The 14385-nt window shown below is 39.2% G+C and carries 9 protein-coding genes; 6 read left to right on the top strand and 3 right to left on the bottom strand.

What is annotated here, in order from left to right:
• Window positions 1–169 precede the first annotated feature (169 nt).
• The 3 genes from CA265_07135 (at window position 170) to CA265_07125 (ending at window position 2546) form a co-directional block, all read left to right on the top strand.
• Complete coding sequence (locus tag CA265_07135) at window positions 170–613, top strand: MarR family transcriptional regulator (GenBank protein ARS39436.1); 444 nt, start codon at window positions 170–172, stop codon at window positions 611–613.
• A gap of 46 nt (window positions 614–659) precedes the next feature.
• Window positions 660–1496 (top strand): MBL fold metallo-hydrolase, encoded by an 837-nt coding sequence (locus tag CA265_07130; protein ID ARS39435.1) that lies wholly within the window; start codon window positions 660–662, stop codon window positions 1494–1496.
• Between the two features lie 342 nt (window positions 1497–1838).
• Window positions 1839–2546 carry an aquaporin Z gene (locus tag CA265_07125; GenBank protein ID ARS39434.1) on the top strand — a complete coding sequence of 236 codons (708 nt, stop codon included), beginning with the start codon at window positions 1839–1841 and terminating at the stop codon, window positions 2544–2546.
• A gap of 71 nt (window positions 2547–2617) precedes the next feature.
• On the opposite strand, the gene CA265_07120 is transcribed toward CA265_07125, so the two are convergent.
• On the bottom strand, window positions 2618–3130 hold the full coding sequence (locus CA265_07120; protein ARS39433.1) for a glutathione peroxidase: 513 nt from the start codon (window positions 3128–3130) through the stop codon (window positions 2618–2620).
• Window positions 3131–3675: 545 nt separating this feature from the next.
• Here CA265_07120 and CA265_07115 point away from each other — a divergent pair.
• Together CA265_07115 and CA265_07110 are read left to right on the top strand one after the other, a co-directional pair.
• Window positions 3676–6237 carry a DNA topoisomerase I gene (locus CA265_07115; protein ARS39432.1) on the top strand — a complete coding sequence of 854 codons (2562 nt, stop codon included), beginning with the start codon at window positions 3676–3678 and terminating at the stop codon, window positions 6235–6237.
• Between the two features lie 95 nt (window positions 6238–6332).
• Entirely contained in the window at window positions 6333–6737 is a 405-nt protein-coding gene (locus CA265_07110; GenBank protein ARS42912.1) for a hypothetical protein, read from the top strand.
• A 48-nt stretch (window positions 6738–6785) separates the two neighbouring features.
• On the opposite strand, the gene CA265_07105 is transcribed toward CA265_07110, so the two are convergent.
• Window positions 6786–7940: an AAA family ATPase gene (locus CA265_07105; GenBank protein ID ARS39431.1), complete on the bottom strand. Its 1155-nt coding sequence runs from the start codon at window positions 7938–7940 to the stop codon at window positions 6786–6788.
• Between the two features lie 51 nt (window positions 7941–7991).
• Entirely contained in the window at window positions 7992–8414 is a 423-nt protein-coding gene (locus CA265_07100) for a DUF4440 domain-containing protein (protein ID ARS42911.1), read from the bottom strand.
• 213 nt (window positions 8415–8627) lie between these two features.
• Here CA265_07100 and CA265_07095 point away from each other — a divergent pair, with 213 nt between their 5' ends.
• The gene (locus CA265_07095; protein ARS39430.1) at window positions 8628–14219 is read left to right on the top strand and encodes a hypothetical protein; all 5592 of its coding nucleotides are present in this window, start codon (window positions 8628–8630) and stop codon (window positions 14217–14219) included.
• Window positions 14220–14385 lie beyond the last annotated feature (166 nt).

Raw genomic sequence — 14385 nt, 5'->3', positions numbered from 1 at the left:
TTTAAAATAGTAAAGTAACTTTACAAAAGTAAAAAATTATAATCGAACTATAAAACAAAAAATAAGCAGTTTTATCACGATATAATCATAATTCACACAAAACAAAAAACAATATTAGTTCATCCACAAAATTAAAAGCTTATATTTGTAAAGTTTATTTACCATTAAGATGCCTACTCAAACACAAGAGATTGCCGCAAAGCTCAGAAGCACCGTTACTCGCTTAACCCGACAGTTACGCAAGCAGAATGTAAGTTCAGACTTTAGCAACGCTGAACTATTAACCATGTCGCTGCTCGAACAACACGGCAAAATGTTATCTACCGAGCTGGCAGATATGGAAAGGGTATCAAAACAAGCTATTTCGCAAATCATTAACCGCCTGTTCGATGCCAAATGTGTAGAGCGCTTTCCAAGCGAAGCGGATAAACGAAAGGTTTTTATCGGCTTAACCAAACTGGGCGAAAAACACATTATTGCCAGCAGAAAAATAAAAGAAGAATGGCTGGTACAAACCATGGAAAAAATCTTTTCTTCGGAAGAAATCAACCTGATTCAGGCCTTCCTGCCCCTTCTTTCACGCCTGGTAGAATACAATGGAACAAGAGTATAGTTTTCCTTTTTCCTTCGCCAAATAAGCCTTATCTTGCAGGCTGAAAATGGCACTATATTTTACATCAATTAATTCGGGCAGTAATGGCAATTGTTACTATGTAGGTAATGATAATGAAGCTGTTTTGGTTGATGTTGGCCTAACCTGCAAAGAAGTTGAAACCCGGATGAACCGTTTGGGTTTACCGATCAGTAAAGTAAAAGCCATTTTTATCTCACACGAACATAGTGACCACATTAAGGGACTTTCCGTTTTTGCTAAAAAACATAAACTCCCGGTTTACATTAGTACTGCGACCTTAAAAAGCAGCCGGTTATTATTGGATGCAAACAATACCTTTTCATTAAATCATTTACAGCACATTCAGATTGGCGGTTTAAAGATTTCTGCCTTTTCTAAATTCCACGATGCAGCAGATCCTTACAGCTTTACCGTTGAATGCAATAACGTAAGAGTTGGTGTTTTTACTGATATAGGCTCTGTATGCGACCGTTTAATCTCACATTTCAAAAACTGCCATGCTGCTTTCTTAGAAGCAAACTACGATACGCAGATGCTGGAAAATGGCAGATACCCCTATTTTTTGAAAAGAAGAATTATGAGTGGGCATGGTCACTTGAGTAATGCACAGGCTTTAGAGCTTTTCACCAACCATAAAGCCCCATACATGAGTCATTTATTATTGAGCCACTTATCAAAGGATAACAACGACCCACAGTTGGTTGAAAATCTTTTTAAAAATGTTGCCGGCAATACCTTTGTTAAAGTTGCTTCGAGATATGAAGAAACTGAGCTTTTTTACATATCTAATACTCAAAATATACCTGAAGCTTACAGTTTCGACCCTAACTTATACCAACCGGAACAACTTAACCTGTTTTAGGGTATTAAACCTAAAACAAATCGCTGTTTTCTATCAATTCAGTTACATTCATATACATTTTGGGCAGTAAACTGCAATTAAACCAGTAAATCCAGAATGAAGCACAAATAATTTACTTTTTACAAAAACATTTTATTTAAACAGGAGTTATATATAAACTTCATAAATAGTTTGTTTGGTTTATTGGGGCTTATGGATTTAAGCCCCTTTCTCTTGCCTAAAATTTCACAACAACTAAGGTCAAACCAACAATACTTTATCCATTTGATATTCTAATTTTTTAGTTATATTCGATTGACAATCATCCTGATACCACATTTAAACCTTTAAATATTAAATGATATGGAGACAAGTAAACTTTCTAAATTCAGTGCCGAGTTCCTGGGCACGCTCGTGTTGGTTTTGATGGGTTGTGGTAGTGCAGTTATAGCAGGAGCAAACGGAACCACAGGCGTAGGCTTATTGGGCATATCTTTTGCCTTTGGCTTATCCGTTACCGCAATGGCTTATGCCATAGGCCACATTTCAGGCTGTCACATTAATCCGGCCATTTCAATCGGAATGGTAATAGCAGGCCGCATGAAAATTGGAGAAGCAGCCTATTATATTGTGGCGCAGATACTGGGCGGTATTGTAGGAGCATTTATTTTGCTGCAAATTGCCTCAGGAAAACCAGAATATTCTTTAACAGCAAATGGATTAGGGCAAAATGGTTTTGCCGCACTATCTCCACAACATTATAGCCTACAGGCTGGTTTCATTGCTGAAATTGTACTCACCTTTATTTTCTTATTGGTTATTTTCGGCTCCACATCTACTAAAAACATCAACGGAGGCTTTGCGGGATTGGCAATTGGCTTAAGTTTAACACTCATTCATATTGTTGGGATCCCGGTAACAGGAGTATCGGTAAATCCTGCCAGAAGTATCGGCCCTGCCCTATTGGTTGGCGGACAGGCATTAAGCCAGGTTTGGCTCTTTATTGTAGCACCGGTTATTGGTGCAGCACTTAGTGCTTTAATTTGGAAAACGGTACTGGAGAAAAGCTAGGCTAAATGGAATTGTTTAAGGGTTAGCGTTTAGGGTTTAGCGCTTAAACACTAACCCCTAAACCCTACTCTTTATAAGTTCTTTACAATCGCTTCGTCTGTTGGTTTTGTTTTTGAACGGAAACGGTGTACCAATTCTCCTTTTTCGTTGATCAAAAATTTCTCAAAGTTCCATTTAATATCACCCTGCTCTTCGGTATTGGTCTGAGAAGTTAAATACTTGAATAAAGGACTGATATCATCACCCTTAACACTGCTTTTCTCTGCAAGCAAAAAGGAAACGTTATACTTTCCGGTACAAAATTCTTTAATTTCTGCGTTGGTAGAAAACTCCTGTCCACCAAAATTACCGGCAGGGAAGCCAATTAGTACTACTTTTTTACCGTATTGCTTTTGAAGTTTTTCTAAATCCTCATACTGTGGAGTGAAACCACATTTAGAAGCCGTGTTAACAATTAAGATTTTTTTGCCTTTAAATTGCGATAGCTTAATTTCTTTACCATCAATGGTTTTAAAGCTGAAATCGTAAACATTTTTTGGTGGCGACACCAATAAGTTTAATAGAATTAAAATTGTGCTGATCATCGTTGTTTTATTTTATATACGAATATAGTTACAAATAGGTTTCGTTAACGTAATGTTGTTGTAAATTATGTGATATGGATAATTAAAGCGTTTAAGGTTGAAAACGAAAGCAGGTTATTTCAGCACGCAAACAAGCGTCTTTTTTTTGATCAGGAAATTGAAGGCAGTGGTTCTTGGCATTTACAGTCCCGCTATCGCTCATAGTCCTCACTGCGCTGTGGGCTATTGCGCTTTATCGGGTTTAATGAACCAAGTTTGATGCCTGGCACAACGCTATTAAAACCTAAATAGCAGCATTAGCCTAGCCACCTAAACCCGACCGAAGTGAGATGCCGGTTTTTCATCGGCAGAAACGGGGGCGGGAACAACCTTAGCCCAATAGCATTGTTATTGCTTTTCAAAAACAAAAAAATATTAAAACCACATTAAAATCCCCCAGGAAATCAACATATTTCGACAACCTTTCAGAAAAAAATTGTATTAAATTCTCCTCAGGTTTGGATTTATGCTTTAATTATAGCTTTATTTGCACAAAAACGTATTTCATGGCCAAAAATTTATTAATCGTCGAGTCACCCGCAAAAGCTAAAACTATAGAAGGCTATTTAGGTAAAGATTTCCTGGTGAAATCTAGCTATGGCCATATCCGGGATTTAGTTAAAGGCGATATGGCGATTGATATCAAGAATAATTTTGCCCAAACCTACGAGGTACCTGCCGACAAGAAAAATGTGGTCGCCGAATTAAAAAAACTAGCCAAGGAAGCCGAAATGGTATGGCTGGCATCCGATGAGGACCGCGAGGGGGAAGCTATTTCCTGGCACTTATTCGAAACTTTAGGCCTAAAAGTGGAGAAAACAAAACGCATCGTTTTTCATGAAATCACCAAACCAGCCATTTTAAAAGCTATAGAAAGTCCGCGTGGCATCGATTATAATCTGGTAAATGCCCAACAGGCACGCCGTGTATTAGATCGTTTGGTGGGTTTCGAACTTTCTCCGGTGTTATGGAAAAAAGTAAAACCATCACTATCTGCAGGCCGTGTACAATCAGTAGCCGTACGTTTAATTGTTGACAGAGAAAGAGAAGTTTTAAATTTTAATGCAGCTGCAGCCTATAAAATCACGGCTCAGTTTTCTACCGGCAAAGGAAGAGAGCTGGTAAAAGCAGAATTGCCACAACGTTTCGAAAATGAGGCTGATGCTGAAAAATTTCTTCAGGACTGTGTAAATGCCAGGTTCGACATTACGAGTTTAGAAACAAGGCCTGCAAAACGTAATCCGGCAGCGCCGTTTACCACCTCAACCTTACAGCAGGAAGCTTCCAGAAAATTAGGTTTTTCGGTAGCCAGAACCATGCAGGTTGCACAAAGACTGTACGAAGCGGGTAAGATTACCTACATGAGAACAGACTCTGTAAACTTATCAGAAACGGCATTAAATGCAGCTGCTGCAGAGATTAAATCTGCTTATGGCGATAAATACCACCAACAACGCATTTACAAAACAAAATCGGCTGGTGCACAGGAAGCTCACGAAGCCATCCGTCCAACCTATTTTGACAGACATAGTGTAGATGGAGATATTTCAGAAAAACGTTTATACGATTTAATCTGGAAACGTTCAATAGCTTCGCAAATGAGTGAGGCCTTATTCGAAAAAACAACCGCTCAGATTACGGCCTCCACCCGAAAAGAATATTTAGTTGCTGAAGGTGAAGTATTAAAATTCGATGGTTTCTTAAAGGTTTATCTGGAATCGACTGACGATGAAGAAAACGAAGAAAAAGAAGGTGGCGCAATTTTACCTCCTCTAAGCAAAGGACAAGAACTATTTTTAAAAGAAATGCAGGCAACCGAGCGTTATTCGCGCCCGCCGGCAAGATATACAGAGGCCAGTTTAGTTAAAAAACTAGAAGAACTGGGCATTGGCCGCCCGTCTACTTATGCACCCACCATTTCTACAGTACAAAACCGTGGTTATGTGGTTAAAGAAGATAGAGATGGTAAACAACGTAAGTTTACTTCTATCATTTTGGCTGATGGGCAGGTAAAAAAAGAAACAAAATCGGAAATTACCGGTGCAGAGAAATCAAAACTCTTCCCTACTGATATTGGCGAGGTGGTAAACGATTTCCTGGTCGAACATTTCAAAGGAATCGTCGATTTTAACTTCACCGCCAAGGTGGAGAAAGAATTTGATGAAATTGCACAGGGTTTGCAAGAGTGGACCAAAATGCTGCACTCGTTCTATAATCCATTTCATACCGAAGTAGAAACGACGCTTGAAACGGCAGAACGTGCCACTGGCGAGCGCTTATTGGGCTTAGACCCTGCTACTGGTAAAAATGTATACACCAAGGTTGGTAAATTTGGGCCATTGGTTCAAATTGGTGAGCTTGATGAAGAGGAAAAACCCCGGTATGCCAGTTTGATGCGGACACAGTCTGTTGCAACCATTACTTTAGATGATGCGCTGGAGCTATTTAAACTTCCTTTCCAACTACCTGATTTTGAAGGGAAAGAAGTAATGATCGGGGTTGGTCGTTTTGGCCCTTACGTTAAATGGGGTGAAAGTTTTATTTCCCTTCCTAAAAACGAGGAACCTTTATCGGTAACATATGAAAGAGCAGTTGAAATTATCCGCCAGAAAATGGACGATGATGCACCTATTGCTTATTATGAAGGTTTAGGCGTAACCAAAGGAAAAGGCCGCTTTGGTCCGTTTATTAAATGGAACGACCTGTTTATCAATATCCCTGCAAAAGGATACGATTTCGATAATTTAACACAAGAAGACATTAATACCTTAATCGGCAAAAAAGTAGAAAAAGAGGCCAACAGGTACATTAAAACCTGGGATGCTGAAAAAATTTCTATCGAAAATGGCCGTTGGGGACCGTTTATCCGTTTTGGCAAACTGATGCTTAAATTAAGAAACAACGAGGCGACCAAACAGAAGTATACACCAGAAGAATTGGTGGATATTGATTTGGAAGTAGTTAAAAAAATGATTGTAGAGCAGGTGCCAAACGCTTTCGAAACGAAGAAAAAAGCACCGGCGAAGAAAAAAGCTCCCGCTAAAAAGGCTGTAGCGAAGAAAAAGTAATTAACAGCGCGTCACCCTGAACTTGTTTCAGGGTCTCTGTTTGCGAGAGATGCTGATCCCAAAAATTCGGGACAGCATGACGACAAATAATGGTTATGAAAGCAGATTTACCAGAAAATACAGTTGAAGATATTGCGATGGCCGTTGTATTAATGGGCGAAACACCAGAAGTAAAAAGCTGGACGGTTTATCTCGTTAATTTAAAAAACGAGCCCATAACCAATGTTTTGATCAGCTCTAAAGGTTATGGTGAAAAAGACGGTAAACAGGTGAAAACTTCTGTTTTAAGACACTTTGTAGGTGACATGGAAGCCAATTCATTTGCAGGCGTGGAAGCCATCGATCCTGAAGTATTTGGCTTAACTAACGAATACTGGCTAAGCTATTACATTGGCGACACCATTTACGATAAAAAGTTTATTTTCTTACCCGAAAGCATCATCGATTCCAATCTGATTAAAATCCCATTGGTAAACCGGCCCGGGGTGATGATTAAATAGTCATGAGCCTTAAGTCCTCAGTCCTAAAACCGCGATAAAAGGCTACTGTTATTCCCAGCCCATACTGTTCCAGGGATAGATATTAATATTAGTACTTCTCATCTGCGATTCACTTCCTGCATATATTATTGTTCCCCCTGTTCCAGATGTTAATTTATTCCAAAAATTAATTCCCTTAAAGTAATCGGTATTTATCGTTTTACCAGCTTTAATTTCTATTGGGTAAAGCGTACCTGCTTCATCAATTAAAACATCAATCTCATTGCCTACATTATCCCTCCAAAAATATAGATTATCGGGTAGTCCCAAATTAAATCTTGATTTCAGCATTTCAATAATAACCATATTTTCAAAGAGACTTCCCTTACTTGGATGAGTATCTAATTGTAGTTCATTCTGTATCCCTAGTAAGGCAGTTGCCAGTCCAGTATCATAAAAATATAATTTCGGCATTTTAACTATGCGTTTATTAAAATTTTGATGATGAGGTTTCAGTAAATGTATCACGAAACTACTTTCAAGAACCCCAATCCACGAAGCTATTGTTTTACTATCTACACCAACTTCAATCCCTAAACTATTCATGTTTAATAATTGTCCAATCCTACCCGCACATAGTCTTAAAAACCTTTCGAACAATGACAAATTGGTAATGTTCTTTATCTGCCTCACATCTTTTTCCAAGTATGTATTTATATAGTTTTGGTGCCATTTGTTAGGCGGGATATTTTGATCATAAATAGGTGGATATCCGCCCTTTAGAATAAAGCCGTTAACATTTTCATTAAACATGTTTGCTGATTTTAATTCTGAGATAGAAAGCGGTAAAAGTTTAATATAAGCTACCCTACCCGCTAAGGTTTGTACGATGCTTTCCTGAAGTAAAAAATTATTAGAACCTGTAATGATGAATTTCCCTTTAGATGTCGATTCATCCAGAATTTGTTGTATATAAGAAAAGAGTTTAGGAGTTCTCTGCGCTTCATCTAAGATAGCGCCATCAGGAAATTGACTCAAAAACCCACGTGGATCATCTTCAGCGTACAAGCGCGTATCCGGGTTTTCTAAAGAAACATAAGGTTTATCTGGAAAAACATTTCTGGTTAAGGTAGTTTTGCCGGATTGCCTTGGGCCAATTACAGCTATTGATTTAAACTGGTCACTTAACTCAAGTAGTTCTTTTTTAGCAATTCTTTCAATCATACTATAAATTTACAATTTCGGAATTAATTTCCGAAATTGTAAAAAAAATATTTATAATACCTTAACTGCTTGTCTACCAATTAATTTCCATTCTGATTTTTCTTTGCTCCAGATTAAAAGAATATACAATTTCACATTTCCGGGAACATTTTTATCATTTGTTTTGGCATTTAGCGTATGACGTACCAAAGCTGTTTTATTTTGAACAACAACCGTCTGATCGGTTAAATTAATATCCACAAAATCAGATTCGCCGGAAAGCAATGAGTGCATAAACTCTTGTTTGGTTTGAATCTTTCCACTCGAATGGCCGTAACTTAGGTTATTCAAAATTATTTTATCAAGCGCCGAACTATCAGGGCTAACCATTAATTTTGTTAATTTGGTTACAGCATCTTCTACTGCTGTTTTTTGAGCAAAACAAAAGCTGGTGGAAATTAATAAGCCCGAAAAAATCAAGAGTTTCTTTATCATATCTGGTTGTATTGAGGTTGATGCTGTAAACTTATCCAAAACCATGCAAAGGAACAAACCATAAACGTTAATTTTCAACATAATTTATTTTAACGTGAATTTTAGTTAATTTTCGGATGGAATATAATATTGTTAGTTACAAAGGACAATTGCGGCACATCAATTGCTTTTACCGGAACATTATATTCCCATTTATCTTAACGAATTTCAAACATGGAACAACCATCCACCTACCAGTCATCCTCCAAAAAGAAATTTATCTTCATCGGATTACTTGCTGTTTCCATAGCGGCAATTGTATTTATCTATTTTAATAGAAAGAAAAAAAACCATGAAGAAAATCAGGCTTATGCAAAATATGTCGAAGCCTATACCTCTGGAACCATTTCTAAAAAGAGTTTTATCAGGGTTCACCTGGCCAATGCGGCAACGGGCATGCAGGACCTGGGTAAAGCAGATACACGGGAGCTTTTCGACTTCTCCCCTTCTATCTCGGGCAAAACCTATTGGATAGATCCACAGACTGTCGAATTTAGACCTGATGACAATCTTAAACCGGGTAAAAACTACGAAGCTACATTCAAACTTTCGGAAGTTTCTGCTACAGAAAAAGGGTTGGAAGATTTCGACTTTGAGTTTAAAGTAATTACCCCGGGCATGATGCTCTCTCAAAACGGATTGGTTTCGCAGAACAATACGGCGCTCGATTACATGAAATTAACCGGGGAAGTGGCTACTGCTGATGTGGAAGAAACGAGCAAGATAGAGAAAACGGTTTCACTGGATTTTGACCAAAAATTAAAAATTAAATGGCAGCACGATCTGGCGAAAAACACCTCAAAATTTACCATCGACAGCATCAAAAAGACTGGCAGCGACCAAACTTTAAAGATAGATTGGGATGGCGACGCCATTGATGCTGAACAAAAGGGAGAAGTAGACATCCGCGTTCCGGCCATAAATAAATTCGAAATATTGGACATGAAGGCCATTCAGGGCGAAGAAGATTATGCATTGGTACAGTTTTCAGAACCAGTTGGTGTTGGACAGGATTTAACAGGCATGATCACACTCGGCAATCTGAGTGACTTAAGATATACCATTGATGCCAGTCAGGTTAAAGTTTATGCCGCAGAAGAACTTAAAGGAAATTATGGCCTGAATGTAAATGCGGGGATCGAGAATATCAATGCGAAGAAACTGGCTAATGGCAAAATGGCCAATCTTGTTTTCGAAGATAAATTACCGGCAGTTACCATTGCTGGTGCGGGTACGATTTTACCCAACTCCGGAAAGCTGGTTCTACCTTTCGAAGCGATTAATTTAAAGGCTGTTGATGTTACCGTCATCAAAATTTACGAAAATAACATCCCGCAGTTTTTTCAAACCAATAGTTATAAAGATGGTAACGAATTGAGAAGGGTGGCAAAACCTATTTTGCAAAAAACGATACGATTAGATGAAGATAAAGCCCTTAACCTCCATAAAAAGAACCGTTTTACTCTCGATCTTGACAAGATGATCCGTACCGAGCCAGGTGCGATGTACCGTGTTACCATTGCTTTCAGACAGGAATACAATGCCTACAATTGTAAAACAGGAGAAGAAAAAGTTGGTGATGGTGAAGAAGAAAGTGAATACGGAGATGACGAAGGTTACGGCGAAAAAATTGATGAAGATGATGATTTTTGGCAGCGATACAACAATTATTACCCTTCAAATTACAGGTGGAATGATAAAGACAATCCATGTACACCATCATTTTATACCAACCAGCGCTGGGCAAGCAGAAACTTAATTGCTTCGAATATTGGTTTGGTAGCCAAACGCGGTAACGATAACAGTATGCTCATTGTTGCTACAGATTTATTGACAGCAAAACCATTAAGTGGTGTAAACCTGGAATTAATGGATTACCAGAAACAGATCATTTTCACCACTAAAACAGATGGCGACGGTTTTGCAAGTTTTGACCTGAAACGCCAACCTTTTTTATTGATTGCTAAAAATGGCTCAGAGCGCGGTTACCTTAAATTAGACGACGGGAGCTCACTTCCTTTAAGCAGGTTCGATGTGGGCGGTGACGTAGTCCAAAGTGGCTTAAAAGGTTTTATTTATGGCGAACGCGGCGTTTGGCGACCAGGCGACAGTTTATTTGTTTCTTTCGTTCTGGAAGACAAACTCAAAAAACTTCCTGCGAATTATCCGGTAACCATGGAGTTCTATAACCCTAAAGGTCAGCTTTACAAAAGATTGATTAATGGCAAACCCTTAAATGGATTTTATACCTTCAAAACCGCTACTGAAAGTACAGCACCTACTGGTAACTGGATGGCGAAAGTTAAAGCCGGTGGTGCTACATTTACCAAAACCTTAAAAATTGAAACCGTTATGCCAAACCGTTTGAAAATTGATTTCAATGTAGGCAATAGAACATATTTAAGCGCAGGAACATCAGCCGCTACCCTATCGGCCAAATGGCTGTTTGGTGCCGTTGCACAGAATTTAAAAGCCAAGGTTGATGTAAACTTAAATACTACTGAAACCAAATTTAAGGGCTTTGAGGGGTTTAGTTTCGATAATCCTACGGTTAACTTCGAATCGCAGGTTAAAACCATTTTCGAAGGCACGTTAAATGCAGCTGGAACAGCGCAGATTAACACCAATTTAAACGAAAACAATACGGCACCAGGCGTGTTGAGGGCGAATTTCACCACGAAAGTTTTCGAACCAGGCGGCAATTTCAGCATCGATAATTTCAGCATCCCTTATCATGTATACAGCAGTTATTTAGGCATCCGTCCGGAGAAAGGTGATCGTTTAAGCGGTATGCTGGTTACGGGCAAAGACCATAAAATAGAAATCGTAAACGTAAATACCGACGGAAAACTGTTAAGCGGTACTAAAACAGTCCAAGTAGAATTATATAAAACACAATGGCGCTGGTGGTGGGAACAAGATGACCAGTACACTTACGCAAACTTTACCCAAAACCAGTTTAACAAATTAGTAGAAACGCATCAGTTAAATTTATTTAATGGAAAAGGAAGCTGGAATTTACGCGTAGATGAACCGGAATGGGGCCGTTATTTGATTTTGGTACGCGACGTTAATGGCGGACATGTTACCGGGAAATCTGTTTATGTAGATTGGCCGGGCTGGGCACAGCGTGAGCAAGGCAGCAATCCAACAGAAGCCTCTATGTTATCGTTCACAGCCAACAAAGAAAAATTCACCGTTGGAGAAGATATTACATTAACTATCCCAACGGGTAAAAATGGAAGGGCATTAATTTCTATTGAAAATGGAAGCCGTGTATTAAAAACCTTCTGGGTAGATACCAAAGCCGGACAAACGCAATTTAAATTTAAGGCAGAGAAAGAAATGGCACCTAACGTTTTTGCCAATATCACTTTACTACAACCTCATGCCCAAACGGTAAACGATTTACCGATCAGGATGTATGGTGCTATTCCGCTTTCTGTAGAAGATCCGCAAACTATTCTAAAACCGACCATTAAAATGGCCGATAAAATCAAACCGGAAACTGAAAACAGCATCACTGTCGGCGAGCAGAATGGTAAAGCGATGACCTATACCATTGCTTTGGTTGACGAAGGTTTGCTGGACTTAACCCGTTTTAAAACACCAGATCCACACAGTGCATTTTATGCCCGCGAAGGTTTAGGCGTTAAAACCTGGGATTTATTCGACTATGTATTAGGTGCATGGGGAGGAAATCTGGAACGTATTTTAAGTATTGGTGGTGATGGCAGCATCAACAAGAACTTAAATCCTGCAAAAGCCAACCGTTTTAAAGCAGTGGTTAAATTTATGGGGCCATTTACTATTGGTAAAGGCGAAAGTAAAACACACAAATTTAACTTACCACAGTACATTGGAGCAGTAAGGGCTATGGTCGTTGCCGGACAAGATGCGGCCTATGGTTTTACCGAAAAATCGGTTCAGGTTAAAAAGCCATTAATGGTTTTAGCTACCTTACCAAGGGTTATTGGTCCGGGAGAAAGTTTCACCTTACCAGTAACCGTTTTTGCCACAGAGAACAACCTTAAAAATGTGTCCGTACAACTCCAGGCGAGTAATTTAATTGTTCAGGGCAGCAACAAACAACAGCTTTACTACAAACAAACAGGCGAACAGATGACCTATTTTGAAGTTAAAGCGCCAAACACAGTGGGTATCGCCAAAGTAAAAGTGGTTGCACAAAGCGGAGCTGAAAAAACGGTTTACGATGTGGAAATGGATATCAGAAATCCAAATCCTTACGTAACCAATGTGGTGTCGGCAACTGTTCAGCCTCATACCAAATGGGCAGTAAATTATTTACCAATCGGCATGACGGGAACAAATTCAGGCTCACTAGAAGTCTCTTCGATACCTGCAATCAACCTTGGTAAAAGATTAGGTTACCTCATTCAATATCCACATGGCTGCATTGAGCAGACTACTTCGGGTATATTCCCTCAACTATTTTTAGATAGGTTGAGTCCATTAAACGAACAGCAAAAAGCAACAACAGAGAAAAATATTAAAGCCGGAATAAACCGAATCAAAGGTTTCCAGACTACAGATGGCGGTTTATCTTACTGGCCTGGCGAAGGTACTTCTGACGAATGGGGAAGCAATTATGCCGGTCATTTCTTAGTTGAAGCACAAAATGCGGGTTATACCCTGCCTGTTGGTCTTTTGGATGAACTGTTACGCTTTCAAAAATCAAAAGCAGCAAACTGGGCACCAAACAGTAATAATTTTTATGGCGGAGATTTGTCTCAGGCTTATCGTTTGTACATGCTTGCCTTAGCTAAAAAACCAGAAATGGCAGCCATGAACCGTTTAAAAGCTTTTGAATACTTATCAATCGCTGCAAAATGGCGATTGGCAGCGGCCTATAAACTGGCCGGACAAAATGATGTTGCCCAAAATATGATCAGAGGTTTAGATACCTCCATCCAGGCTTATAAACAATTGGGCGGAACTTATGGCTCCGATGTCCGTGATCAGGCCATGATTTTAGAAACCCTAACCCTACTCGGTCAGAAAGCAAAAGCTGCCAGTTTATTACAACCTTTAGCGGCTAAACTGGGCGAAAATACCTGGTACAGCACACAAACAACCGCTTATAGTTTATTGGCCATTGCCAAATTCTGTGGTTCAAACCAATCGGCAAATAAACTGCAATATCAGTATGTACTGGATGGAAAATCGGTACCTGTAAACTCAAACCAATACCTCAACAGTACACCAATAAACTTTAAAGGCAACATGGCTTCGGTTTCCAATAACGGCAATAATGTATTGTTTGTTCGTTTGGTTTTAGAAGGACAACCAATTGCCGGTCAGAATAATTTCTTGCCAAACCGTCCGGAGGTATTGGATATGAACGTCACTTACAAACGTTTAAATGGCAAGGTCCTGGATCCTACAACTTTAAAACAAGGAACTGATTTCTATGCAGAAGTAACCGTAAAAAATCCTGGCAGAATGGGTTATTACGAACAAATGGCGCTGACGCAGATTTTCCCTTCAGGCTGGGAAATCATCAATACCCGCGTTAACGATAACCAAAGTATTTTAGCTTCTTCGCCGTTTACTTATCAGGATATCAGAGATGACCGTGTTTTCACCTATTTTAATGTAAGAGAAGGTGAAAGCCTGGTGTATAAAGTACTGCTTAATGCTTCTTATTTAGGGAAATACTATTTATCAGCCGTTCAATGCGAAGCGATGTACAATAATGATATCTCGGCCACAGAAGCGGGTAAATGGGTGCAAGTGGTGAAGTAAGAAGATTAATATAAATTGCTAATGGTTCGTGGAGACACGAACCATGGCATAAAGTTTTTATTTCTGGCATAAAGTTTTAATATATTTCTAAAGCCTCGGTTCGTGTCTCCGCGAACCGAAACTTGAAAAAACACAGCCAGTCCACATTGTATCTCCGTAAACCGAA

This window comes from Sphingobacteriaceae bacterium GW460-11-11-14-LB5 (assembly GCA_002151545.1).
GTDB lineage: Bacteria > Bacteroidota > Bacteroidia > Sphingobacteriales > Sphingobacteriaceae > Pedobacter.
This window is presented reverse-complemented; position numbering and strand designations above follow the sequence as displayed.